The sequence below is a fragment of the Stenotrophomonas sp. HMSC10F06 genome, from assembly GCF_001807865.1.
Taxonomy (GTDB): Bacteria; Pseudomonadota; Gammaproteobacteria; order Xanthomonadales; family Xanthomonadaceae; genus Stenotrophomonas; species Stenotrophomonas bentonitica_A.
This window is the reverse complement of record NZ_KV791264.1, coordinates 41,218-65,715: the sequence shown is the minus strand read 5'-3', so window position 1 is coordinate 65,715 and position 24,498 is coordinate 41,218. Positions and strand designations below refer to the sequence as shown.

Annotated in this window: 25 protein-coding genes; 15 read left to right on the top strand and 10 right to left on the bottom strand. The window is 66.3% G+C overall.

Going from position 1 to position 24,498, the window contains the following annotated elements:
• Positions 1 to 122 precede the first annotated feature (122 nt).
• A complete protein-coding gene (locus HMPREF3113_RS06800) occupies positions 123 to 815 on the bottom strand; it encodes a rhomboid family intramembrane serine protease (RefSeq protein WP_070471546.1) in 693 nt (230 codons plus the stop codon).
• A 226-nt stretch (positions 816 to 1,041) separates the two neighbouring features.
• Here HMPREF3113_RS06800 and HMPREF3113_RS06795 point away from each other — a divergent pair, with 226 nt between their 5' ends.
• On the top strand, positions 1,042 to 2,385 hold the full coding sequence (locus HMPREF3113_RS06795) for an outer membrane protein transport protein (RefSeq protein ID WP_070426471.1): 1,344 nt from the start codon (positions 1,042 to 1,044) through the stop codon (positions 2,383 to 2,385).
• A gap of 184 nt (positions 2,386 to 2,569) precedes the next feature.
• Positions 2,570 to 3,214 carry a hypothetical protein gene (locus tag HMPREF3113_RS06790; RefSeq protein ID WP_019186001.1) on the top strand — a complete coding sequence of 215 codons (645 nt, stop codon included), beginning with the start codon at positions 2,570 to 2,572 and terminating at the stop codon, positions 3,212 to 3,214.
• A gap of 92 nt (positions 3,215 to 3,306) precedes the next feature.
• On the opposite strand, the gene putA is transcribed toward HMPREF3113_RS06790, so the two are convergent.
• Positions 3,307 to 6,546 carry a bifunctional proline dehydrogenase/L-glutamate gamma-semialdehyde dehydrogenase PutA gene (gene putA / locus HMPREF3113_RS06785; protein ID WP_070471545.1) on the bottom strand — a complete coding sequence of 1,080 codons (3,240 nt, stop codon included), beginning with the start codon at positions 6,544 to 6,546 and terminating at the stop codon, positions 3,307 to 3,309.
• 276 nt (positions 6,547 to 6,822) lie between these two features.
• On the opposite strand from putA, the gene HMPREF3113_RS06780 reads away from it, so the two are divergent.
• The 6 genes from HMPREF3113_RS06780 (at position 6,823) to HMPREF3113_RS06760 (ending at position 11,559) form a co-directional block, all read left to right on the top strand.
• A complete protein-coding gene (locus HMPREF3113_RS06780; RefSeq protein WP_019185999.1) occupies positions 6,823 to 7,299 on the top strand; it encodes a DUF2244 domain-containing protein in 477 nt (158 codons plus the stop codon).
• Positions 7,300 to 7,310: 11 nt separating this feature from the next.
• Positions 7,311 to 8,258, top strand: a complete 948-nt coding sequence (gene coxB / locus HMPREF3113_RS06775; protein WP_070471544.1) for a cytochrome c oxidase subunit II — start codon at positions 7,311 to 7,313, stop codon at positions 8,256 to 8,258.
• Positions 8,259 to 8,322: 64 nt separating this feature from the next.
• The gene (gene ctaD, locus HMPREF3113_RS06770) at positions 8,323 to 9,933 is read left to right on the top strand and encodes a cytochrome c oxidase subunit I (RefSeq protein ID WP_070471543.1); all 1,611 of its coding nucleotides are present in this window, start codon (positions 8,323 to 8,325) and stop codon (positions 9,931 to 9,933) included.
• Positions 9,934 to 9,941: 8 nt separating this feature from the next.
• Positions 9,942 to 10,076, top strand: a complete 135-nt coding sequence (locus HMPREF3113_RS19100) for a hypothetical protein (RefSeq protein WP_261798216.1) — start codon at positions 9,942 to 9,944, stop codon at positions 10,074 to 10,076.
• Positions 10,073 to 10,663: a cytochrome c oxidase assembly protein gene (locus tag HMPREF3113_RS06765; protein ID WP_019185995.1), complete on the top strand. Its 591-nt coding sequence runs from the start codon at positions 10,073 to 10,075 to the stop codon at positions 10,661 to 10,663. Before HMPREF3113_RS19100 ends, HMPREF3113_RS06765 begins: the two co-directional genes overlap by 4 nt.
• Positions 10,664 to 10,683: 20 nt before the next feature.
• Complete coding sequence (locus HMPREF3113_RS06760) at positions 10,684 to 11,559, top strand: cytochrome c oxidase subunit 3 (protein ID WP_019185994.1); 876 nt, start codon at positions 10,684 to 10,686, stop codon at positions 11,557 to 11,559.
• A 40-nt stretch (positions 11,560 to 11,599) separates the two neighbouring features.
• Here HMPREF3113_RS06760 and HMPREF3113_RS06755 read toward each other — a convergent pair whose 3' ends face one another.
• Positions 11,600 to 11,818, bottom strand: coding sequence for a twin transmembrane helix small protein (locus HMPREF3113_RS06755; RefSeq protein ID WP_019185993.1), 219 nt, complete (start codon positions 11,816 to 11,818; stop codon positions 11,600 to 11,602).
• A gap of 57 nt (positions 11,819 to 11,875) precedes the next feature.
• Between HMPREF3113_RS06755 and HMPREF3113_RS06750 the strand changes: the two genes are divergently transcribed.
• From HMPREF3113_RS06750 to HMPREF3113_RS06730, 5 genes are all read left to right on the top strand, one after another.
• Positions 11,876 to 12,610: an SURF1 family protein gene (locus tag HMPREF3113_RS06750; protein WP_070471542.1), complete on the top strand. Its 735-nt coding sequence runs from the start codon at positions 11,876 to 11,878 to the stop codon at positions 12,608 to 12,610.
• A 27-nt stretch (positions 12,611 to 12,637) separates the two neighbouring features.
• A complete protein-coding gene (locus HMPREF3113_RS06745; RefSeq protein ID WP_026070219.1) occupies positions 12,638 to 13,213 on the top strand; it encodes a hypothetical protein in 576 nt (191 codons plus the stop codon).
• Between the two features lie 10 nt (positions 13,214 to 13,223).
• On the top strand, positions 13,224 to 14,435 hold the full coding sequence (locus HMPREF3113_RS06740) for a COX15/CtaA family protein (RefSeq protein WP_070471541.1): 1,212 nt from the start codon (positions 13,224 to 13,226) through the stop codon (positions 14,433 to 14,435).
• A gap of 4 nt (positions 14,436 to 14,439) precedes the next feature.
• Complete coding sequence (gene cyoE / locus HMPREF3113_RS06735) at positions 14,440 to 15,333, top strand: heme o synthase (protein WP_046272851.1); 894 nt, start codon at positions 14,440 to 14,442, stop codon at positions 15,331 to 15,333.
• A 99-nt stretch (positions 15,334 to 15,432) separates the two neighbouring features.
• Complete coding sequence (locus HMPREF3113_RS06730; RefSeq protein ID WP_254665252.1) at positions 15,433 to 16,224, top strand: TraB/GumN family protein; 792 nt, start codon at positions 15,433 to 15,435, stop codon at positions 16,222 to 16,224.
• A 53-nt stretch (positions 16,225 to 16,277) separates the two neighbouring features.
• Here HMPREF3113_RS06730 and HMPREF3113_RS06725 read toward each other — a convergent pair whose 3' ends face one another.
• The 4 genes from HMPREF3113_RS06725 to HMPREF3113_RS06710 form a co-directional block, all read right to left on the bottom strand.
• Positions 16,278 to 17,276: a bile acid:sodium symporter family protein gene (locus HMPREF3113_RS06725; protein ID WP_019185987.1), complete on the bottom strand. Its 999-nt coding sequence runs from the start codon at positions 17,274 to 17,276 to the stop codon at positions 16,278 to 16,280.
• 52 nt (positions 17,277 to 17,328) lie between these two features.
• Positions 17,329 to 17,799: a protein tyrosine phosphatase family protein gene (locus HMPREF3113_RS06720; protein WP_070471553.1), complete on the bottom strand. Its 471-nt coding sequence runs from the start codon at positions 17,797 to 17,799 to the stop codon at positions 17,329 to 17,331.
• Positions 17,800 to 17,873: 74 nt separating this feature from the next.
• A complete protein-coding gene (gene dnaG / locus HMPREF3113_RS06715; RefSeq protein ID WP_019185985.1) occupies positions 17,874 to 19,604 on the bottom strand; it encodes a DNA primase in 1,731 nt (576 codons plus the stop codon).
• A gap of 63 nt (positions 19,605 to 19,667) precedes the next feature.
• Positions 19,668 to 20,591 carry a YihY/virulence factor BrkB family protein gene (locus HMPREF3113_RS06710; RefSeq protein WP_070471539.1) on the bottom strand — a complete coding sequence of 308 codons (924 nt, stop codon included), beginning with the start codon at positions 20,589 to 20,591 and terminating at the stop codon, positions 19,668 to 19,670.
• 139 nt (positions 20,592 to 20,730) lie between these two features.
• Between HMPREF3113_RS06710 and HMPREF3113_RS06705 the strand changes: the two genes are divergently transcribed.
• Complete coding sequence (locus tag HMPREF3113_RS06705) at positions 20,731 to 21,666, top strand: hypothetical protein (RefSeq protein WP_235318883.1); 936 nt, start codon at positions 20,731 to 20,733, stop codon at positions 21,664 to 21,666.
• 69 nt (positions 21,667 to 21,735) lie between these two features.
• Here the strand turns inward: HMPREF3113_RS06705 and HMPREF3113_RS06700 are convergent, their stop codons facing one another.
• Together HMPREF3113_RS06700 and rpsU are read right to left on the bottom strand one after the other, a co-directional pair.
• Positions 21,736 to 22,182 (bottom strand): GatB/YqeY domain-containing protein, encoded by a 447-nt coding sequence (locus HMPREF3113_RS06700; protein ID WP_070426478.1) that lies wholly within the window; start codon positions 22,180 to 22,182, stop codon positions 21,736 to 21,738.
• Between the two features lie 136 nt (positions 22,183 to 22,318).
• Positions 22,319 to 22,534 (bottom strand): 30S ribosomal protein S21, encoded by a 216-nt coding sequence (rpsU, locus tag HMPREF3113_RS06695; protein WP_002808376.1) that lies wholly within the window; start codon positions 22,532 to 22,534, stop codon positions 22,319 to 22,321.
• A gap of 167 nt (positions 22,535 to 22,701) precedes the next feature.
• On the opposite strand from rpsU, the gene tsaD reads away from it, so the two are divergent.
• Positions 22,702 to 23,727, top strand: coding sequence for a tRNA (adenosine(37)-N6)-threonylcarbamoyltransferase complex transferase subunit TsaD (tsaD, locus tag HMPREF3113_RS06690; protein ID WP_070471538.1), 1,026 nt, complete (start codon positions 22,702 to 22,704; stop codon positions 23,725 to 23,727).
• A 24-nt stretch (positions 23,728 to 23,751) separates the two neighbouring features.
• Here the strand turns inward: tsaD and HMPREF3113_RS06685 are convergent, their stop codons facing one another.
• Positions 23,752 to 24,360 carry a hypothetical protein gene (locus tag HMPREF3113_RS06685; protein WP_070471537.1) on the bottom strand — a complete coding sequence of 203 codons (609 nt, stop codon included), beginning with the start codon at positions 24,358 to 24,360 and terminating at the stop codon, positions 23,752 to 23,754.
• Between the last annotated feature and the right edge of the window lie 138 nt (positions 24,361 to 24,498).

The following is a 24,498-nucleotide window of genomic DNA, read 5'->3' as shown; positions in this document are numbered from 1 at the left end:
AGCCCACCAGGTAGTGCCGGCCGCTGGCCGGCTCTGCTCGAATCCAACCCTGCGTGGAGCCGGCCAGCGGCCGGCACTACCCGTTGGCCGATCTGTCGGCCGACCCGCTTCCGGTCATGCCCTCAAAACCCATGCCGCTTGCGCAGCCGCCGCGCGATCGCTGCACGCACATACACGCCATAGCCGAGCCCGAACACAAAGCCGGCGATGTGCGCCCACCAGGCGACCATGCCGAAGGTCGGGCCGATGTAGGCGAAGACCACCTGCAGCGCCGCCCAGACACCGATCAGCAGATAGGCCGGCGCACGCACGAATTCCAGGAACAGGCCCAGCGGAATCACCACGCCCAGCCGCGCGCCCGGGAACAGCGCCAGATAGGCGCCGATCAGGGCCGACACCGCGCCGCTGGCCCCGATGATGATCTGGTCCGGGCTGCCCATGGTGTAGATCGCGGTCAGATTCGAAATCGCCCCGCCGACCAGGAACAGCAGCATCAGCCGCCATGGGCCCAGCACGCGCTCGGCCGGCAGCCCGAAGATCAGCAGGAACACCAGGTTGCCCAGCAGGTGCGACCAGTCCGCATGCAGGAACAGCGCGGTGAACAGCCGCAGCACGCTGCCGTCCTGCAGGGTCGCCCACCAGTCCAGCGGGTGGGTCAGGCCGGTGGAAAGCGCGCCCCAGTCCATCCACAGGCTGCGCCGGGCGTCGTCCGGCCGGGAGATCGACCACAGGAACGCGACCCACAGCGCCGCGAACAGCACGGGGGTGGCCCAGCGGTAGGCGGCTTTCTTGCGGGAGGGGGTCGACACGAACATGCGGGCACTAGCCTAGCGCGGAGGCTGACCTGACGGGGATATGTCGTGTTCAGCATGAATAGCCACAAGGGCGACGCACGTTATTGTTTCATTAACCGCTCTCGGTATACTCGCATACGGCGTCGTATGTCGGGAGGGGAATCCGGCGCGTTGTCCTGACCCATCAAGGGGAGGGGCGGCGCAGGCGCGCGTTGCCAACATCACCGCTTTCCGGAGAGAACCAACAATGCATACCGCTTCCACTCTTGCCCGCGTCACCGCCCTGGCCGTCGGCATTGCCGGTGTCCTGGCCGTGGGCCACGTCCACGCTGCCGCCTTCCAGCTGAAGGAAAACAGCGCCAAGGGCCTCGGCCGCGCCTTCGCCGGTTCCGGCAGCGCCGCCGGCGACGCCTCGATCATGGCCGTCAACCCGGCCGGCATGCGCCAGCTCGAAGGCATGCAGGTCCAGGGCGACCTGAGCGCCATCAGCTTCTCGGCCAAGTTCAAGGGCACCGGCCGCAAGCCGACCGGCCAGCCGCAGACCGGCGGTGACGGCGGCGACGCCGGCATGATCGCCCCGGTTCCGGCCGCCTACTTCCATATGCCGATCGGCGAAAAGGCCCACTTCGGCGTCTCGCTGACCGCCCCGTTCGGCTTCAAGACCGATTACGACAATGGCTGGGTCGGCCGTTACAGCGGCCTGAAGACCGACATGAAGGCCATCGACCTGGGCTTCGCGGCTTCGTATGACGTCAACCCGTACGTGTCCTTCGGTGCGTCCGTGTTCGTCGAGCACCTGACCATCGAGCTGAGCAACCAGATCGACTTCGGCACCGCGCTGGCGCAGTCGCGCGTGCCGGGCTTCGCCCCGGGCAGCGCCGACGGCAAGTTGACCGTGGAAGGTGACAACAATGCCGTGGGCTGGACCGTCGGTGGCTTGTTCAGCCCCGATGAGAACACCCACATCGGCATCAGCTACCGTTCCAAGGTCGAGCACAAGATCACCGGCGGTGATGCCACCTTCGATGTGCCGCAGAACGCTGCTGCCGTGCTGGCCGTCGCCCAGCCGGGCCGCTTCGTGAGCACCTCGGGCAAGGCCACGCTGACCCTGCCGGCCTCGGCCACCCTGAGCGTCACCCACAACGTCAACGACCGCTGGACCGTGATGGGTGATGTCACCCGCACTGCCTGGTCGACCGCGTTCGACCAGGTCACCATCGACTTCGCGTCGGCGCAGCCTGATTCGGTGCTGGAGTTCGGCTACCGCGATACGACCTTCGTCTCGCTGGGTACCGATTACAAGCTGAGCGACACGGTGACCCTGCGTGGCGGTATCGCGCTGGACCAGACCCCGACCACCAACGCTCACCGCGACGTGCGCGTGCCCGATACCAGCCGCAAGTGGCTGTCGCTGGGCGTGGGCTGGACCCCGTCGGCGAACACCGAATACAACTTCGGTTACACCCACCTGTTCACCAAGGATCCGGACGTGATCATCGGTGGCACCACCAACAACCAGGGCAACTCGCTCAACGGCAAGTACAAGGTCCGTGGCGACGTGCTGGCCGCGTCGTTCAACTACAAGTTCTGATCGACGCAGCACTGAACGGTTGAACGCAGCAGCAGAAAACCCCGCGAAAGCGGGGTTTTTTGTTGGTCGCGTTGAGGCGCTTGCGGATCGGCTGCCGCAGCACGGTGGGATCCGCGATCACGACGTACAATCCCCGCCCGGACTGCGCCCCTGCCGTCCCGTGCCTACTGACAAGGATCTGTATATGTCGTCTCTGCTGCTGCGCTCCACGCTTGCTCTTGGCCTGGCTGGTCTCTCGCTGCCCGCTATCGCCGCGCCGGAGTTCGCCGCCTGTTTTACCTTGACCCCGGGCCTGTCGTGGTCCAGCAGCGATGAAACGCTGACCATCGAGAAGGCCACGTTCGCCGGGCAGGAGGCGATCAAGGTGAGCAGCGCCGGTGGTGGGGTTGGCACGGCCAGCTATTACGACGCCAGCGGGCGCCAGCTTCTCGGCCAGGAGCGCCTGGGCATTTCCGCCTGGGGTGGCGACGCGTCCAGGCCGGTGATGACCGACATCTTCAAGCCTGCGCCGACGTTCCCGCAGAGCGCCAAGCCAGGCGATCGGTTCGAGGTCAACGGCAAGGGCGAGCGCACAAACCATGTCGACGAGACGGTCGAGCCGATCGACTACGACGGCTTCTCCGATTACACCTTCGTCGGCTTCGAAGATCTGGAGACGGAAGTCGGCGACCAGCCGCGGACCTTCAAGGATACCTGCCATGTCACGGCGACCTTCGAAGACAACCGTATCGAGGCGTGGTACGCCGCCGGCTTCGGCCGCATCAAGTTCGAGCGCTACATGGGCAGCGAACTGCTGATGCGCGATGAGATCGAGTCCATCGAGCAGTAGTGCCGGCCGCTGGCCGGCAATCTGTGCCAGCTTCCAGGCCACAAAAAACCCCGCTTTCGCGGGGTTTTTCGTTCCACACGGGACGCCGGGAATCAGTCGCCCAGGGTCAGCAGCGAGGCATTGCCGCCGGCCGCCGTGGTGTTGACGGTGACGGTCTTTTCGGTGGCGAAGCGCAGCAGGTAGTGCGGACCGCCGGCTTTCGGGCCGGTGCCCGACAGGCCCTGGCCGCCGAACGGCTGCACGCCGACCACCGCGCCGATCTGGTTGCGGTTGACGTACACGTTGCCCACGTTGATGCGCGAGGAAATGCGGTCCACGGTTTCATCGATGCGCGAATGCACGCCCAGGGTGAGGCCGTAGCCGGTGGCGTTGATCTGGTCGATCACCGCATCGAGCTGGTCGCCCTTCCAGCGGATCACGTGCAGCACCGGTCCGAAGATTTCCCTGTGCAGCTGATCCAGGTTCTTCAGCTCGTAAGCACGCGGTGCGAAGAAGGTGCCGTGTGCCGCTTCGTCGCTCAGCGAGGCGGCGGCGATCAGGCGCGCTTCCTTCTCCATGCGCACGGCATGGTCCTTGAGGATCTGCAGGGCATCGGCATCGATCACCGGGCCGACGTCCGTGGAGAGCAGGCCCGGGTCACCGACCTTCAGCTCGGCCATCGCGCCGGACAGCATGGTCATCACCTTGTCGGCAATGTCGTCCTGCACGAACAGCACGCGCGCGGCCGAGCAGCGCTGGCCGGCCGAGGTGAAGGCCGACCCGATCGCGTCCTTGACCAGCTGTTCCGGCAGCGCCGAGGAGTCGGCGATGAAGGCGTTCTGGCCGCCGGTTTCGGCGATCAGCACACCGATCGCGGCGTCGCGCGCGGCCATCGCACGGTTGATCGCACGGGCGGTATCGGTCGAGCCGGTGAAGGCCACGCCGGCCACGCGCGGGTCGGCGGTCAGGGCAGCGCCGACGGTCGCACCGTCGCCCGGCAGGAACTGCACAACGCCTTCGGGCACGCCGGCGTCGAGCAGCAGCTTCACCGCGTAGTAGCCGATCAGGTTGGTCTGTTCGGCCGGCTTGGCGATAACGCTGTTGCCTGCGGCGAGCGCGGCGCTGACCTGGCCCAGGAAAATCGCCAGCGGGAAGTTCCACGGGCTGATGCAGACGAACACACCGCGGCCATGCAGCTGCAGTTCGTTGGATTCACCGGTCGGGCTCGGCAGCTTTTCGGCATGGCCGAACTGCTCGCGTGCCTGCTTGGCGTAATAGCGCAGGAAGTCGACCGCTTCGCGCACTTCGGCAATACCGTCGGGCAGGCTCTTGCCAGCTTCCTTGACGCACAGTGCCATGAACTCCGGCAGGCGCGCTTCGAGCTGGTCCGCCGCGTGTTCCAGGATCGCGGCGCGGCTGGCGGCCGGGGTGCGGTTCCAGGCCGGCTGCGCGGCCACGGCGTTGGCCAGGGCCTTCTCCACGGTGGCACTGTCGGCCGGCTGCCACTGGCCGACGACCTGGCGGGTGTCGGCCGGGTTGGTCACGTTCAACAGCGCAGCGCTCGGGTTGGCACCGGGCACCAGCGGCGCGGCATGCCACCCGCTCTTACCCGGCGCGGGCACGGCCGCGTTGAGCTGCTCGGCCAAGGCGCGCAGATCGTTGTCGTTGGCGAGATTGACGCCCATGGAGTTCTTCCTGTCATGGTTCTGGCTGCGCAGCAGATCGACCGGCAGCGGGATTTTCGGATGCGGGATGGACGCGAACGAGGAGACCACCTCGACCGGATCGCGGATCAGGTCGTCGATGGCCACGTTCTCGTCGGTGATGCGGTTGACGAAGCTGGAGTTGGCGCCGTTCTCGAGCAGGCGACGCACCAGGTACGGCAGCAGGTCTTCATGCGAACCCACCGGCGCATACACGCGGCACGGCACGTTCAGGCGATCGGCCGGCACCACTTCGGCATACAGGTCATCGCCCATGCCGTGCAGTTTCTGGTGCTCGTACTGGCCGCCCTTGGCGATCGCCCGCACCGCGGCGATGGTGTGCGCGTTGTGCGTGGCGAACATCGGGTAGATCGCATCGCTGTGCGTGAACAGACGCTTGGCGCAGGCCAGGTAGGACACGTCGGTGTTCTGCTTGCGGGTGAACACCGGGTACGCCGGCAGGCCCTCGATCTGTGCACGCTTGATTTCCGCATCCCAGTACGCGCCCTTGACCAGGCGCACCTGCAGGCGACGACCGATGCGGCGGGCCAGATCGGCCAGGTAGTCGATCGTGTACGGCGTGCGCTTCTGGTACGACTGCACGACCACGCCGAAGCCTTCCCAGCCGGCGAGCGAGGCATCGCTGACCACCGTCTCGATGATGTCCAGCGACAGCTCCAGGCGGTCGGTCTCTTCGGCATCGACGGTGCAGCCGATGCCGTAGGACTTGGCCAGCTGAGCCAGTTCCAGTACGCCCGGCACCAGGTCGGCCATCACGCGTGCGCGCTTGGCATGCTCGTAGCGCGGGTACAGCGCGGAGAGCTTGATCGAGATGCCCGGTGCCGAATTGACATCGCCGTCCGGGCGGCCGCCGCGGGCCTTGTGGTCACCGCCGATCGAGTGGATCGCGCGACGGTAATCCTCCAGGTAACGCTTGGCGTCCTTCATGGTCAGCGCGCCTTCGCCGAGCATGTCGAACGAATAGCGGTAGCTGGCGTTGTCGCCCTTGTGCGAGCGCGACAGCGCTTCGTCGATGGTGCGGCCCATGACGAACTGGTGGCCCATGATCTTCATCGCCTGGCGCACGGCCAGGCGGATCACCGGCTCACCCACGCGACCGATCAGGCGCTTGAACGCGCCCGGCACATCGGCGCGGGTGGCATCGTTGATCTGGACCAGGCGGCCGGTCAGCATCAGGCCCCAGGTGGAGGCGTTGACCAGCACCGAGTCGCTGCCGCCCATGTGCTTCTTCCAGTCCGCGTCGCCGAGCTTGTCGCGGATCAGCTTGTCGGCCGTCTCCTGGTCCGGAATGCGCAGCAACGCTTCGGCCACGCACATCAGCAGCACGCCTTCCTCGCTGCCCAGATCGTACTGGCGCATGAAGGCTTCGATCGCGCCCTGGTCCTGGGCACGCACGCGCACCCGCTTGACCAGGTCGGCGGCGGTGGCCTGCACCCTGGCCTGTTCGGCGGCGGGCAGGCGCGCCTGCTCCAGCAGCTCGCGCACATGGGTGGCCTCGTCCTTCAACCAGGCATCGGTGATCGCCTGGCGGAACGCGTTGGGAACGGCTGGCAGCTCAGGAGAGAGCAGCGGCGGGCGGGCGGCGCCGGACGATGCCGGGGCAGGGGGAAGGACAGAGGATGCAGTCATGCCGGTCGGCTCGTGGAGAACTTGACCATTTTAATCGTTTTTTGGGGGAGTCAAGTGCTTTCCGTGGCTGCGCCCATGCGGCGCATAGCCTTTCATACAGGGGGATTCGGCGGATTCGACCCGGCTGGTATTTATTGTGCCGATTTCGTCAAAACGGCCGCCGCAGCCGATGCTGTGTTGCAACATTCCTGAAACTGTGAATGGACCCTTGCTACTCGCTGGAGAGCGGGGCTACCATCGAGACGTTTCCCGCGGCAGGAAAAACGCGGTTGCGACATGATCGAGGTGCTCATCGCTCCGGACGGATCAGGGACGCAACTGCGGCTGCGTCCCCCACGGGCGCTCGATGCCCGGCAGTTCGTCCTGTTGTTTGCAGTGTTGGCGGGGGTGATGTGGCTGGCGGCCGGCCTGGGCTGGTTCACCGGCAACGTATTCGCCCCCGTGTTTGCTCTGCTGTACAGCGTGTTGCTGGCAGTGGCGCTGCGCACGGTGTGGCGCAGTGGAGAACGGCAGGAAGAGATCCGGGTAGTGCCGGCGTGCGTGGAAGTGATTCCCGCACCCGGGCATTCGCCGGTGTTCAGCGCCCACCCGCACTGGGTGAGGCTGATCGCCGACGAACGCAGAGTCCGGCTGGCATCCAGCGGTAGGCAGGTGGACGTGGGGAGCTTCCTCGCACCGGCCGAACGCCAGGTACTGGCTCAGAAACTAGAAGGCTTGCTCGCGGCCACTGACGGCCGCAACCGACGACGCTAAGGGTCTAGGCAATGAAGCAATGCAGAAAGTGGGGCAGGACGTTCGGGAAGTCAGTGTTGAGCGGGGCCGCGCTGCTGGCGCCGGCCATGGCGTGGGCCCAGGCGGCCGACCCCAAACCGTGGCAATTGAACATGGGCAAGGGGGTGACCCAGAGCTCGCGGTTGGCGTGGGAGTCCAACCTGTTTTCGCTGTGGGTCTGTACCGTGATCGGGGTGCTGGTATTCGGCGCGCTGTTCTACGCGATCTTCAAGTTCCGCAAATCCAAGGGCGCGGTCGCCGCCACCTTCAGCCACAACACCAAGGCCGAGGTCATCTGGACCGTGATCCCGGTGATCATCCTGGTGGTGATGGCCTGGCCGGCCACGGCCAATCTGATCAAGTTCTACGACACCCGCGATTCGGAAATGACCGTCAAGGTCACCGGATATCAGTGGATGTGGAAGTACGAATACCTCGGCGAGAACGTCAGCTTCACCAGCCGCCTGGACCGTGAGTCCGACCGTGTCCGCCAGAGTGGCGTGGTGCCGACCCGCGACAGCCATCCGCATTACCTGCTGGATGTCGACAACCGCCTGGTACTGCCGGTCGATACCAAGGTGCGCTTCGTAATCACCTCCGACGACGTCATCCATGCATGGTGGGTGCCGGCGCTGGGCTGGAAGCAGGATGCGATTCCCGGCTTCATCAACGAGGCCTGGACCAACATCGAGCAGCCCGGCGTGTACCGCGGTCAGTGCGCCGAACTGTGTGGCAAGGATCACGGCTTCATGCCGATCGTGGTCGAGGCGGTCTCCAAGGAGGATTACCAGAAATGGCTCGCCTCCAAGAAGCCTGCGCCGGCCCCTGCACCGGAGGCTGCCCCGGCACCGGCACCGGCACCGGCGCCGGCCGTCCCGGCCGAGACCACTCCGTCACCGGCCAGCGAGCCGGCCGCGGCAGCAACAGACAGCAACGCCTGAAATCGAGCCGCGTCCGCCAGCCGGCGGATGCGGGTACCACCGGATACAGTGAGGTGTAGTTGCGATGGCGCATTCCGCAGTTGACCACGACGGGCATCACGGGCATCAGCAGGGGTTCTTCGAGCGTTGGTTCTTCTCGACCAACCACAAGGACATCGGCACGCTCTACCTGCTTTTCAGCTTCATCATGTTCATCATCGGTGCGGCGATGAGCGTGATCATCCGCGCTGAGCTGGCGCAACCGGGCCTGCAGTTCGTCAAGCCCGAGTTCTTCAACCAGATGACCACCGTGCATGCGCTGGTGATGATCTTCGGTGGCGTGATGCCGGCCTTCGTCGGCCTGGCCAACTGGATGATCCCGCTGCAGATCGGCGCGCCGGACATGGCGCTGCCGCGCATGAACAACTGGTCGTTCTGGCTGCTGCCGGTGGCCTTCAGCCTGCTGCTGCTGACCCTGTTCCTGCCCGGCGGCGCACCGGCCGGTGGCTGGACGTTGTATCCGCCGCTGTCGCTGCAGGGCGGCTACAACGTCGCCTTCAGCGTGTTCGCCATCCACGTGGCCGGCATCAGCTCGATCATGGGCGCGATCAACATCATCGCCACCGTGCTCAACATGCGCGCCCCCGGCATCGATCTGCTGAAGATGCCGATCTTCTGCTGGGCCTGGCTGATCACCGCGTTCCTGCTGATCGCGGTGATGCCGGTGCTCGCCGGCGCGGTGACGATGCTGCTCACCGACAAGTTCTTCGGCACCAGCTTCTTCAACGCCGCCGGTGGCGGTGACCCGGTGATGTACCAGCACATCTTCTGGTTCTTCGGGCACCCGGAGGTCTACATCATGATCCTGCCGGCGTTCGGCGTGGTCAGCGAGATCATCCCCACCTTCAGCCGAAAGCCGCTGTTCGGTTACCAGGCCATGGTCTACGCGATCGCCGCGATCGCCTTCCTGTCCTTCATCGTCTGGGCCCACCACATGTTCACCGTGGGCATGCCGCTGGGCGGCGAAATCTACTTCATGTTCGCCACGATGCTCATCTCCATCCCGACCGGGGTGAAGGTGTTCAACTGGGTCAGCACGATGTGGCGTGGCTCGCTCACTTTCGAAGCGCCAATGCTGTGGGCGGTGGCCTTCGTCATCCTGTTCACCATCGGTGGCTTCTCCGGCCTGATGCTGGCGATCGTGGTGGCCGACTTCCAGTACCACGACCCCTATTTCGTGGTCGCGCACTTCCACTACGTGCTGGTCACCGGCGCGGTGTTCGGGTTGATCGCCGCGGTGTACTACTGGTGGCCCAAGTGGACCGGGCGCATGTACAGCGAAACCTGGGCCAAGGTGCACTTCTGGTGGTCGATCGTGTTCGTGAACCTGCTGTTCTTCCCGCAGCACTTCCTCGGCCTGGCCGGCATGCCGCGGCGTATTCCGGATTACAGCGTGGCCTTCGCCGACTGGAACCTGATCAGTTCGATCGGTGCGTTCGGCATGTTCGTCACGCCCTTCATGATGGCCGCGATCCTGTGGCACTCCCTGCGCCACGGCGCGAAGGCCGCCGATCGCTGCTGGGAAGGCGCACGTGGCCTGGAGTGGACGATCCCGTCGCCCGCACCGGCGCATACGTTCACCACGCCGCCGACCATCCGTCCGGGTGATCTGGCGCATGACGACATCACCCATTGAGGCCGCTCATGACCAGTACGCTCCGCACCCCCGATGAGCAGGCCCTGCAACGCCGCCGCGCGCACCGCACCGCGTGGGCGGTCGGGATCGTCGCGCTGATGGTCTATGCCGGCTTCATCCTCAGCGGGGTGATCGGGCGATGAGCGATCCGCGCCCGGCTCCGCCCGCACGTCATGCGGGCCTGCCCCGCCTGATCGGGGTAGCCCTGGCGGTGTTCGTGCTGACCTTCTCGCTGGTGCCGCTGTACCGCATCGCCTGCGAGAAGGTGTTCGGCGTGCGCCTGGAACGTGGCCCGGGCGCGGCGGCGGGTACGGCGGCCGCCACCGGCAAGCGCACGGTGCGGGTGGAGTTCGATGGCGGTGTGAATTCCAAGCTGCCGTGGGCGTTCCATCCCGAACAGCTGACGATGGACGTGGTGCCCGGCGAGCTCAACGAAGCGCTGTATTACGCGCGCAATGACAGCGATCGCGCGCTGGTCGGCAGCGCGGTGCCGTCGGTGGCCCCGGCCAAGGCGTCGGGCTACTTCAGCAAGACCGAGTGTTTCTGCTTCACCGCGCAGACCCTACAGGCCGGTGAGAAACGCGACATGCCGGTGCGCTTCATCGTCGATCCCGACCTGCCGGCCAACATCACCACGATCACCCTGTCCTACACCTTCTACAAGAACGACGCGTTGTCCGCGCAGTTGGCCCCGGCCAGCCTGCCGACCGGCGCGCGTGCAGCTCCCTGATCCGGACCGGACCCAAGACCATGGCCCAGCAAAGCCCCGATGCGAACGTGTACTTCGTGCCCACGCACAGCAAATGGCCGTTCATCGGTTCCATCGCGATGATGGTGACGATGGTCGGCGTGGCCAGCTGGCTCAATGATTCCAGCTGGGGCAAGTGGACCTTCTACGCGGGCATCGCGATGCTGGTGCTGACCCTGTTCTGGTGGTTCAGCGACGTGGTGCGCGAATCGCAGGCCGGCAGCTACAACCGCCAGGTCGACGGCTCGTTCCGGATGGGGATGGTGTGGTTCATCTTCTCGGAGGTGATGTTCTTCGGCGCATTTTTCGGCGCGCTGTTCTATACCCGCAACCTGGGCCTGCCGTGGCTGGGCGGCGCAGGCGATGGGGTGATGACCAATGAGTTGCTGTGGGATGGCTACTCGGCGGCGTGGCCGACCAACGGCCCCGGGGCCATCGGCGGGCATTTCCAGACCATTCCGGCCTGGGGCCTGCCGCTGATCAACACGCTGATCCTGCTGACCTCCGGTGTCACCCTGACCATCGCGCACCACGCGCTCAAGGCTGGGCATCGGCGCCAGCTGCTGGTCTGGCTGGGCATCACCGTGCTGCTCGGCCTGGGCTTCCTCACCCTGCAGGCGGAGGAGTACATCCACGCCTACAAGGAACTCAATCTCACGTTGGGCTCGGGCATCTACGGCTCGACGTTCTTCATGCTCACCGGCTTCCACGGCGTGCACGTGCTGCTCGGCACGATCATGTTGGCGGTGATGTGGCTGCGTTCCTCGAAGGGGCATTTCACCCGCGACAACCATTTCGGTTTCGAAGCCGCCGCGTGGTACTGGCACTTCGTCGACGTGGTGTGGCTGATGCTGTTCCTGTTCGTCTACGTGCTGTAGCGTCGGTGCGACGTCCTGCCGCATCGACGCCGGTGCGGCTTCAGCCGCCGATGCCGTGGGGCTTGATCCAACCGCTGTAGATGCCGATGACCACCAGCACGATCAGCGCCACCGACACCGCGATGCGGCGGGTGAGGGCATTGACGGTGCGCTTGGTCTGGCCGCGATCGACCAGCAGGTAATACAGCCCGGCGCCCAGATTCCAGACGATGACGATCAGAAACGCGATTACCAGCAGGGTCTTCAACGAATCATTCATGCGCGGCTCGATGGCGTGGCGGGTGCGCCTATATCACCGCGTTTCGCCGGCGTTGTCATGATGCGCAAGCACACACGCCTGATCGGCTGGATCGCCGCGGTACTCGTCATCCTCGCGTTCTGCCAGCTCGGCCGCTGGCAACTGCAGCGCATGCATGAAAAAGAGGCGCTGCTGGCCCAGCAGGTGCCGGCGCGTGCGCAGTCACTCACCCTGCGCCAAGCGTTGGCGGCACCGCCGGTGCTGCGCTGGGTGGAGGACCGCGGCCGCTTCCTGCCGGGTACGCTGCTGCTCGACAACCAGACCCGCGATGGCCGGGCCGGGATCAAGGTCTACCAACCGTTCCAGAGTGATGACGGCGCACGGGTACTGATCGACCTGGGCTGGCTGCCGATGCCGCCGGATCGTGTGATCCCGCCGATCACCCCGCATAGCGGCCCCACGGCCCTCAGCGGCCTGCTGGCGCCGCCGCCGGCTACCGGCCTGGCGCTGGGCCCGGCGCTGTCGCCCGCGCCAGAGCCGGGCGTATGGCTGGCCAGCCGGATGCCACCGGAAGAGATGGCGCGCGCGCTGTCGTTGCCGCCGGGCAGCCTTGGCGCGCGCGTGCTGCGGTTGGATCCGGCGCTGGCAGGCGGATATGCGCGGGATCTGGAGCTGCTGCCCAACACACTGCCGCCCAGTCGCCATCTGGGCTATGCCGTGCAATGGTTCGGGCTGGCGTTGACCGTGCTGGTGGTCGCGCTGGTCCTGGAATTCCGACGCCATCGCCGCCGGCGTGGCACTTCCCGGCGCTGACCGGCTCAACATGAGAAAATGCCGCCCATGAATGCCACTTCCCCGGCACGGCTGCCGTCCCGTTCACGCGGCCGCTGGACCCTGATCGCCCTGTTCGGCGTGTTCTTCGGCGCCATGGCGTTGGCGGGCGTGCTGCGCTTCTCCGGCTGGCAGCCCACCGCGCACCGCAATACCGGGCAACTGCTGCAGCCGCCGGCGGACCTGCGCGCGCTGCCGCCGACCCTGGCCGACGGCCAGCCGTACCCGTGGAATCCCAACGAACGTACCTGGCGGATCCTGGTGGCCCCGTCTGCCAGCTGTACCAGCGAGTGCGTCACTTTGTCGCAGGGATTGGGCAAGGTGTGGCAGCTGTTCGGCCATAACGCGGATAATGTCGAGATCCTGTGGCTGGGCACGCCGCCGGCCGAGGTCCAGGGCATGCCCGCACTGCGCGCGCTGCGCGCCCAACCGGACCTGCGTGCCGCTTTGCCCGCCGTGGATGACGCCGCCGGCACGCCTGTGTATGTGATCGATCCCAACGGTTTCGTGATCATGCGGTACGCGCCGGGATTCGATATGGCCGGTCTGCGCAAAGACCTGGCCACGCTGCTGAAACTGAAGTGAGTTCTGTTCGATGAGCCTCTCCGCACGCCCGGTGCTGCACCGCAATTTCCACCGTCTGGCGTGGTTTGCACTGATCATGACGGCCAGCACGATCATGTTCGGCTCGTTCGTGCGCTTGTCCGATGCGGGCCTGAGCTGCCCGGACTGGCCGACCTGCTATGGCCGTGTCACCTGGCCGCAGCACGCCGAGGAAGTGATCGGCCACGAGGCCGCCAAGATCCGCCCGCTGGAAACGCACAAGGCGTGGCGCGAGCAGGTGCACCGCTTCCTGGCCGGCGCACTCGGTATCGAGATCCTCACCCTGGCGCTGCTGGCTACGCGCCGCCGTCGCTGGGGCAGCACTGCGGTCATCACCGCCTGTGTGCTGGTGGCGACCGGGATACCGCTGTACATGATGGGCATGCACGTCCCAGCGAGCATCATCGCCCTGATCGGCGAGGCGATCCTGCTGATCGCCGCGTTGCGGTGGACCAATATCGACCTGGCCCGCGCCGCGTTGCTGACGTTGGCCGTGGTCATCTTCCAGGCGCTGCTCGGCATGTGGACGGTCACCTGGCTGCTCAAGCCGATCGTGGTGATGGGCCATCTGCTTGGCGGCATGCTGATGTTCGGCCTGCTGGTGTGGATGGCGTGGCGCGCCACGCACATGCCGATCACCCTGGCCGAAGCGCCCAAGCTGAAATGGCTGATCCGTGCCGGCGTGGCCGTGCTGGTCGCGCAGATCGCCCTCGGCGGCTGGGTCAGTGCCAACTACGCCGCACTCGCCTGCGGTGGCGGCAGCGCCTCGCTGGACAACTTCCCGCGCTGCGTCAGCCAGTGGTGGCCGCCGCATGACTTCAAGGAAGGCTTCACCCTGTGGCGCGGCATCGGCGTGGATTATGAAGGGGGCGTGCTGGATGGCGCCTCGCGCATCGCGATCCAGATGGCACACCGGATGATGGCGATCGTGGTGGCCGTGTACCTGCTGTGGCTCTCGGTGCGCCTGTTCCGCCTGCCGAGCATGCGCGGCTGGGCGAGCGCACTGGGCCTGCTGGTGGTGCTGCAGATCACCCTGGGCATCCTCAACGTGAAGCTGGCGGTGCCGCTGGAAGTGGCCGTCGCGCATAGCGGTGGCGCGGTGGCGCTGCTGTTCGTGCTGGTGACGCTGCTGGCGCGCCTGCGCGCGCCGGATGCCGAGGGCGGCAAGGCCGGCGCTGCCTCCCCTGCCGTGCAGGCGGGCTGACGGCATGGCCAGTTACCGTCAGTACTGGGATCTGACCAAGCCCAAGGTCGTCGCCCTGATCGTGTTCACCGCGCTGGTGGGCATGTTCCTGGCCATCCCCGGGCTGCCGACCGCGCAGCAGGCGCTGGACGGCGCGCTCGGCTTCCTAGGCATCTGGCTGGCCGCCTCGGCCGCCGCGGCGATCAACCAGCTGCTGGACGCGCGCATCGATGCACAGATGGCGCGCACCTCGTGGCGCCCACTGGTGGTGGGCAAGGTCAAGCCGTGGCAGGTGCTGGTGTTCGCCGGCCTGCTGATCGCGCTGTCGATGACGATCCTGGTGGTCTGGGTCAACGTCATCACCGCGGTGCTGACCTTTGCCTCGCTGATCGGGTACGCGGTGATCTACACCGTGTACCTCAAGCGCGCGACCTCGCAGAACATCGTCATCGGTGGCCTTGCCGGCGCTACCCCGCCGATGCTCGGCTGGGCCGCGATCACCGGCATGCAGGGCCCGTGGGACTGGGCCTACGCATCGCTGCTGGTGCTGATCATCTTCATCTGGACCCCACCGCACTTCTGGGCCCTGGCGATCTTCCGTCGCGAGGATTACGCCAAGGCGGAGATCCCGATGCTGCCGGTGACCCATGGCGTGGCGTACACACGCAAGTCGATCATGGTCTATTCGATCGCCCTGGCCATCGTCAGCATCCTGCCGGTCGTGTTCGGCATGAGTGGCATGTTCTACCTGGGCGGTGCGATCGTGCTCAACGCGGTCTTCCTCTGGTACGCCTGGCGCATGCTGAATCCGCCGGATGAGATCTTCTCGATGAAGATGTTCGGCTACTCCATCGTTTACCTGATGGCGCTGTTCGCCTTCCTGATGGTGGACCACTGGATGCTGCCCTGGTTGCAGTAACCGCCTTGAATCGGTGATTCGCCGTCGCCATTGCGTCTCTACCGAACAGGGAATGACGGTATGAAGCGATGGCGTTGGATGGCAGGGTGGGTGATCGGCATGGCGTTGGGTGCGGCGAATGCGGCACCGGCACCGGTAGCGCGAGTGGAGGACACGGCTGCGCAGATCATCCAGCATGCAGGCGATGCGCGCCTGATCGTCCTCGGCGAGTACCACGGCACCGCTGAAACGCCGCGGCTCGTGGCCGATCTGGTGGAGCGCTACAGCCGCGACAACGCCGCGGTTCAGCTGGGACTGGAGATGCCGATGAGCGAGAACGTCGCGCTCGCGCGCTACCTGCGCTCCAACGGTGATCCTGATGCGCGTGAAGCACTGCGGACCACCCCGTTCTGGTCCGTCAAGGATAACCAGCATGACGGACGGCGAAGCCGCGACATGCTCGACCTGATCGAATCCATTCGATCGCTGCGCGCGCAGGGACGCAATGTGGGCGTCACCGGCTATGACGTGGAGAGCGGAGCGTCCAACGGCAACGAGGCGCGCGACGCCGCCATGGCCACGCATCTGCACCAGCAGTTCAACGCGCTGCCGCTCGGCGCCCGGATGCTGGTGCTGACCGGCAACGTGCATGCGATGCGCAGGCCGCCCGCAGATGCGCCACCGGAGATGCAGCAGCGCAGGATGGCCTCCCACCTGCTGGATCTGCCGCTGTACAGCGTGCGCCTGGAGGCGTTGCGCGGTCATTTCTGGGCCTGCGTGCAGCCTTGCCGCGCGCTGCCGCTGATCGAGCGCGCACCACGTGATCCCGAACTCAGTACCGACCAGGATCGGCAGTACGATCTGGTGGTGTTCCTGCCCGGACTCAGCGTCGGCACGTTGACGGCGCCCTAGGGCTGGCTCTGCGGCCTGCGTGACGAGGCCGCGCAGGCTGCAGTATTGCCGTCTCAGTCCTGCCGGGTGACGGGCGTCGGTTCCACAGGATCACGCGCATACCGCTGCGCGATCATCGCGCAGACGATCAGCTGGATCTGGTGATAGATCATGATCGGCAGCACGATCGCACCGAGGCTGCCCCCGGCGAACAGCACCTTGGCGATGGGCACGCCGGTGGCCAGGCTCTTCTTGGAGCCGCAGAACAGGATGGTGATCTCGTCTTCGCGGTTGAAGCCCAACCGGCGCGCGATGAAGCGGATCAGCGGCATCGCGATGCCGAGCAGTACTGCTGCCACCACGGCCACACTGAGCAGCGACAACAGCGGCGTCTTGCTCCACAGCCCTTCGCTCACCGCTTCGCCGAAGGCGGAATAGACCACCAGCAGGATCGTGCCCTGGTCGGTGTAGCGCAGCAGGGCGCGCTGCTTTTCGACCCAGCGGGCGATCCAGGGCCGCAGCAGGTGGCCGGCCACGAACGGCACCAGCAGCTGCAGCATGATGCTGACGATGGCCTGGCCGGGGTTGTGCATGCCGCCTTCGGTGCCGGCCAGCAGGGCCAGCAGCAGCGGGGTCAGGAACACGCCGAGGATGCTCGACAGCGAGGCGCTGCACACGGCCGCCGGGACGTTGCCACGGGCGATCGAGGTGAACGCGATCGAGGACTGCACGGTGGACGGCAGCGCGCACAGGAACAGCACGCCGATGTACAGCTCGGGGGTGAGCAGCCAGCCATCCAGCGGTTTGAACATCAGCCCCAGCAACGGGAACATCACGAAGGTGCAGGCCAGGATGGTCAGGTGCAGGCGCCAGTGCAGCAGGCCGGCGACGATCGACTCACGCGGCAGGCGTGCGCCGTGCAGGAAGAACAGTGCGGCGATGGCGACGTCGGTGACATCGTCCAGGACCATCGCGGCGGCGCCGTGCATCGGCAGGAAGGACGCCAGCAGCACGGTGCAGAGCAGGGCGAGGGTGAAGTTGTCCGGTCGCAGGCGCGACCACCAGCGGGTCATGGTGGGCAGGCTCCTGTAGAGCAGGGAAGTGGGCGGGAGAAGAAGAGCGGGGTCAACGCGCGGCGTCCTGCTCCAGCAGGACACGGGTCGGCGCTTCCAGCGAGGTCATGCCGGCCTCGCGGCCGAACTGCAGCGCCTGGTCCACCAAGGCACCGTCACGCGCCTCCAGCACGGCCAGCAATGCACCGGCGCGGTTGCCGGAGGCGCAGTGCAGCAGCACCGGGCCCTGGCTCTGCGCCAGGGCGGTACGCAGCGCCTGCACGTTGGCGTCGGTCAGGCCGGCGGCACCCGCAACGGGAATGCGCACGTAGCGCAGGCCCAGGCGCTCGGCCGCGGCGGTTTCATCGAAGCCACGCGCCTCGTCGGGCTGGCGCAGGTCGATCACGGTGGTGATCCCGGCCGCGGCCGCCTGCTGCAGCTCGGCAGCGCTGGGTTGCCCGGCGGTGTACAGCTGCGGCCGTGGCTGTGCGAATGGCAGTTCCGCCGCCCAGGTGGGCAGGCACGGCGCGAACAGCGCGGCCATGACGCCAGCGCGGAGCCAGCGGACGATCGGTGCGGTGGAACGTGCGATGTGGGATGCCACGGCGGCTCCGTCGGTCAGAAGCGGAGGGTGCTGCGCGCCTTGAGCAGTTCGCGCAGCTCGTACTTGTCAGTATCGTCCAGACCCTGCTGGCTCTGCTTTGCCTGAAGCTCATCCAGACGTTGCATCAGCAGCTGTTTCTCCAGCTGGGCCACGGCGTCATGCAGTTCCTGGGTCCACATTGCCTCGTCGCCGGGCAGGGTCTGTGCGGCCAGCTTGTGCAGCGCGTCCTGTTCCTCGCGCCCGTCGAAGTGCTCCAGCAGCGCGCCGGTGCTGATGTCCGGGCGCTGCTCGACCAGGGTCAGCAGTTCGGTCAGCAGTTCGATGCCGGGCAGGCGCAGGCCGGTGAAGTGGTGGCCTTCCAGGGTCATCGCCAGCGAGGGCTGCTGCAGCAGGATCGCGATGGCCGCACGCACCAGGCTGCGGCGCTGTGCCGGTGCGACCGCGCGCTGTGGCGGCCGCGAAGGAGCCGCGGATGCGCTGGGCTTGGCACCCAGGCCGGTCAGCGTGGTCAGCTGCTGCTTCATCAGGTCGCCGAAGGCGCCATCGGGAATCTGCGCCAGCATCGGCTTGGCCCGCTCGGCCAGGCGTGCCTTGCCGTCAAGCGTACCCATGTTGACCTCACGGGTGAGCTCATCGAAGAAGAACTGCGATAGCGGCGTGGCCTGCTGCAGGCGTGCATCGAAGCCCTCGCGGCCTTCCTTGCGCACGATCGTGTCAGGGTCCTCGCCGTCGGGCAGGAACAGGAAGAATGCCTGGCGGCCGTCCTTCATGCGCGGCAGCACCGACTCCAGCGCACGCCAGCCGGCGCGACGGCCGGCGGCATCGCCGTCGAAGCAGAAGAACACGTCCGGCGCGTTGCGGAACAGCAGCTCGGCGTGGTCCGGCGTGGTCGCCGTGCCCAGCGTGGCCACTGCCTGGGTAACCCCGAACTGGAACAGCGAGACCACATCCATGTAGCCCTCGACGACGATCAGCCGCTCGATCTTCTGGTTGGCCTGGCGTACCTGCCACAGGCCGTACAGCTCGCGGCCCTTGTGGAACAGCGCGGTCTCGGGCGAGTTGAGGTACTTCGGGCCGTCGTCCTTCTCCATCACGCGACCGCCGTAGGCGATCACGCGGCCACGGCGGTCGAAGATCGGGAACATGACCCGGTCGCGGAACTTGTCGTAGACGTGGCCGCGGTCGTTCTTGGAGAACAGGCCGGCGCGGTCGAGCAGCTTCATCCGGCGCTCGTCCTTGCCCAGTGCATCCTTCAACGCGCTGTAGCCGTCCGGTGCGTAACCGATGGCAAAGCGCTCACGGTTTTCTTCATCGACACCGCGCTGGTCCAGGTAGGCGCGTGCCTTGTCGCTGCCCTTCAGCGCGGTCTGGAAAAAGCGCGTGGCCGCATCGAGGGCCGAGTACAGATCGCGGCTGTCGTCCTGCTGCTGGGCGGTGCGCGGCTGGGTATCGCGCGGCACTTCCATGCCCACGCGCTTGGCCAGCTCATCGACCGCATCGAGAAACTCGAGGCGGTCGTAATTCATCAGGAAGCTGATCGCCGTGCCATGCGCGCCGCAGCCGAAGCAGTGATAGAACTGCTTGGTCGGCGAGACCGTGAACGAGGCCGAGCGCTCGTCATGGAACGGGCACCGCGCGGCGTATTCCTTGCCCTGGCGCTTCAACGGCACGCGGCTGCCCACCACCTCGACAATGTCGGAGCGGGCCAGCAGGTCGTCGATGAATGCGTCGGGGATACGGGCCATGGGCAGCAGGCGGGGGCATGGCCGGTCACGGCCACGCGCGGAAGCGGGGGTGCCGCTAGTCTACTAGCTGCCGGCCGTTTCGCCCGGTTTCGGCGGCGCGACACCGGCCTGGGCGAGGACGGCATGGGCGCGCAGGCGCTCATCGATCACCGAGGTCATCAGTGCACCAACGAAGAACACCACGGTGGCGTAGTAGATCCACACCAGCGAGATCACCAGGGCGCCCATCGAGCCATACGCGCTGCCCGGTGCGACGGTGGCGATGTACAGGCCGATGCCATAACGGCCCAGCGCGAACAACGCCGAGGTGATCGCACCGCCGATGAAGGCCTGTCGCCACGCCACGCGGCGGTCGGGCAGGTAGTGGTAGAGGAAGGCGAAGCCCACCGTGTACAGCGCCAGGCTGGTGAGATAGCCGATCGCCGGCAGGACCGAGGGCAGGTGCGCGAAGACCACCTGCAGCATGGTGGTGGCGGTCATCGACAGGATCAGCAGGAAGCCCAGCGCCAGGACCACGCCGAAGGAGAACACGCGCTTGCGCAGCCACGCCACGATCCCATCCAGGCGCTCGCCGCTGGTGTTGAAGATCAGGTTCAGGGCGTTCTGCAGCTGGGCGAACACCGCCGTGGCGCCGATGAACAGCAACAAGGTGCTCCAGACCCCCGCCAGCGTGCCGATGTCCGGCTGGTTGTTGGCGTTGCTGAGCACGGTTTCGGCCACCGAGGCGGCACTGGTGCCGGCCACATCGTTGATCTGGCCCAGCAGCGCCTGCTGCGCCGGGGGATACAGCGAGGCGGTCAGCCACAGCAGCAGGACCAGCAGCGGCGCCATCGAGAGCAGGGCGTAGAAGGCCAGCGCAGCGGCCTGGGTCATAACGTCCGCATCGATGAAGCGGCGCAGCAGCACGGCGGGGAAGCTCTGCTCCAGCCGCGCCATGTGCTTGCGGATCCTGGAGAGGGAGTGGCTCGGCGGGTGCATGGACGGCATCAGGTCGGAAGCGAGGCCCCCCGTTCTAGCAAATCGACGGATTGCACCGGGTGAAGTGGTCCGGTCACGTCAGGATCTTGACGGATATCGCGCTATCCTTTTTCCCGGTTTTCCACCTTCACAGCAGAAAGGACGCTTCATGAAAGGAATGGTCTACACGACGATGGCGCTGTTGGCGGCCGCAGGTCCGGCGATGGCCGCCGGGGCCTGCGACAAGGCCTTCAAGACGGTAGGGGACGCGCGCAACGGTGCGCTTTACATGGCCGATGTCACCGTACCGGGCCTGAAGGTGCAGAGCGCGCTGGACCAGTTGCGCAAGATTGGCGGCGATGACGAATTCGAAGTCGCTGGTCAGCTGGTGCAGGGCGATACCGGCGACCAGTACCTGATCCAGCGCAAAGGGCTGCGCACCCCGCTGGTACTGGTGGGCACCGCCGACCGTACCGGTCGGGTCACCCTGGCGACCAAGCTGGCCCGGGGCCAGTCGGTCGAGCCGGCGGCGGCCAAGCAGTCGATGTGCGGGATGCTGGACAAGCTCAAGGCGGGCAGCCAGGGCGACGCGGTTGCTGCAGCGGGACGCACCCAGTACCCCATGCCGGCCATGGAGGCCGTGGCGGCCCCGGATCTGTCCAAGATGATGGGCAAGGAAGTCAAAGACACGATGGCCCTGTACCGCAGTGCCGGTGCCTTCAAGGACCTGATGCTGGGTACCACCACCAACAAGGAAGACAAGGGCGACCGTTCGGCCACGTTCCTGCCGCTATACGCCAAGTATGTGGGGCGGCGCTACCAGATCGACGGCCAGATCTATACCGTCAATCCCAACACGTACTCGACCAAGCCTGGTGACATCGGCTCGATCAACTATCTGGTCACGCCAACCCGCGGCCTGCTGCGCGTCCGCCAGAGCGACAGCTACAACAACAACAACTACACCATCCGCTGCGAATTCGCGTCTGACCAGGCCGCCAACTTCACCATGCTGCGCGAGCGCGACTGGGCCAAGCTGGAAGGCGAGATCAGTTCGATCGAGGAAAGCTCGATGACACTGCGCAATTGCCGCCAGGCCTCCTGACAGCGGACCTGCTGAAACTGAAAAGGCCCGCGAAATGCGGGCCTTTTCATAGGCGGCGTGGCGGCGGGATCAGCCGGCCAGCTGCTGCTTGACCAGCTTGGACACCAGGCCCATGTCGGCCTGGCCGGCCAGACGCGGCTTGAGCGCGCCCATCAGCTTGCCGATGTCGGCGGGGGTGGTCGCGCCGGTTTCGGCGATGGCGGCCTGGATGGCGGCCACGATCTCGGCTTCGCCCAGCTTGGCCGGCAGGTACTGGTCGATGACCACGATTTCCTCGCGCTCGATCACGGCCAGGTCTTCGCGACCGGCGGCCTCGAACTGGGTGACCGAGTCCTTGCGCTGCTTGACCATCTTTTCCAGCACGGCGAGCACGGCGGCGTCATCCAGCTCGATGCGCTCATCGACTTCGCGCTGCTTGATCGCGGCGTTCATCAGGCGGATCACGCCCAGGCGGTGCTTCTCGCCGGCCTTCATGGCGGCCTTCATGTCATCGGTGAGCTGCTGCTTCAGGCTCATGGGAACACCTCGTGTCGGTGGAAATGGGAAGCGGGGCGCCGAAGCGCTGGAACGCAAAAAGCCGGTAACGCTCGCGCGTTCCGGCTTCGGCTCCGTCACGACAGGCCAGGGCCCGCCGTATCGAAGTTGCGTCCGATCAGTACAGGCGCTGACGCTTGGTAACGTCGCGCGACGAACGGCGCAGCTGACGCTTCACAGCAGCGGCAGCCTTACGCTTACGCTCCTGGGTCGGCTTTTCATAGAACTCGCGCTTGCGGGTTTCGGCCAGCACGCCGGCCTTTTCGCAGGTGCGCTTGAAGCGACGGAGCGCAAACTCGAAGGGCTCGTTCTCGCGGACTTTAACGCTGGGCATGGAATCTCCGGGACACAGTAGAACCGGGTCACGCCCGGTGAGAGCCGCACATTATAGCGGCGAGAAAAGAAGTTGCAACCCACCCCGGCGAACTTCTTGGCCACGGGTGATGCTGAGACAGGCCAGCGTACGTCTGCCGGGGCCTGAAGAGGTCCATAATACCCGTTATGCGAGTCCTTGGTATCGAATCTTCCTGCGATGAGACCGGCGTGGCGGTGTATGACACCTCCCTGTCCGGGATCGACGCCCTGCGCGCCCACGCGGTCTACAGCCAGATCGCCCTTCACGCCGAGTACGGCGGGGTGGTGCCCGAGCTGGCCAGCCGCGACCACGTGCGCAAGCTGCTGCCGCTGATCCGCCAGACCCTGGCCGAAGCCGGCATGACCGTGGCCGACATCGACGGGGTGGCCTACACGGCCGGGCCCGGCCTGGTCGGCGCGCTGCTGGTCGGGGCGGGCGTGGCCCGTTCGCTGGCCTGGGCGCTGGAGGTGCCGGCGGTCGGGGTCCACCATATGGAAGGGCATCTGCTGGCCCCGCTGATGGAAGACGACCCGCCGCAGGCGCCGTTCGTGGCCCTGCTGGTGTCCGGCGGGCATACCCAGCTGGTGGCGGTGGACCGGATCGGCCAGTACCGCCTGCTCGGCGAAACCCTGGACGACGCCGCCGGCGAGGCCTTCGACAAGACCGCCAAGCTGATGGGCCTGCCGTACCCCGGTGGCCCGCAGTTGGCGGCCCTGGCCGAGCGCGGCACGCCGGGCCGGTTCAAGTTCACCCGGCCGATGACCGACCGCCCCGGGCTGGATTTCAGCTTCTCCGGGTTGAAGACCCAGGTCCTGCTGGCCTGGCGCGACAGCGACCAGAGCGAGCAGACCCGCGCCGACATCGCGCGCGGTTTTGAAGATGCCGTGGTCGACACCCTGGCGATCAAGTGCGAACGCGCGCTGGATGCGGCGGGCACCGATGTGATCGTGGTGGCTGGCGGCGTCGGGGCCAACAAGCGCCTGCGCGCAAAGCTGCAGCAGATGGCCGCCCGCCGCGGTGGCCGCGCCTGCTTCCCGCGCCCGGCGCTGTGCACCGACAACGGCGCGATGATCGCCTTCGCCGGCGCCCTGCGTCTGGAAGCGGGCCAGCACACCCCGCCGCAGGTGCAGGTCACCCCACGTTGGGACATGGCGACGCTGCCGGCGGTGTGAGGTTGACCGAACGTCGGCAACGACTCAGACCGGCCTCCGCTTCAGCAATGATGTCACCGACTCATGCCGGTTCATCCACCGCTCGATATGGGCGCAGCGCATCTGGACGATTCGTCCAATCGTGGCCAGATCCAGCGCAAGGTCACGCGCGAAGATCGGTTCGTGATGCGCAATCCGGTTGCGCAGCTGCCTCACCTGTTCGAGGTTGCCGTGCAGCTGCGCGCGCACAAGGTGCCCGGGTACGTCCGGATCCGCGCCTGGAAGGACGCGCCTCAGGGTCTTGGACCATAGCGTCCTGTCGAATCGTTGGGTAAACAGGTGCTGCCAGAACGCGAATCTCAACGAGGCGATAACGCCCGCCGTTGACGTGTGCTTCGACGCTGCGCGGCGCAACTCTTCGCGCGCGTTGTAGCGCGCTGTGCCGCCGGGAAGACTGGTACGGAACCCTTCCTGCCATGGCCAGAGTGCACCATGCTGCTGGGCTACCGCTTCAGCCACCGCATTGCGGATGACGACCTCGCAGGTATGGAGCGGCAGTAAAAACGCGCCGCTGACCCTCATGTTCCATCGATACAGCTCGAATGGATGGGTGCGAAGTCGGGCGTGTGCGACGGCTCCTTCATACGTTGTCATGCGTGCTGCGGAGAACGAGCGGTGAATCAGGTGCTGATCGCGCACGTCAGAGCTTTGCGGGGTCCATGGGCCTCCACCGTAGAGGGTGGCTGTCGCGCGCGGTATCAGGGAAGTCGGTCAGTCGTGGCAGGTTTGATC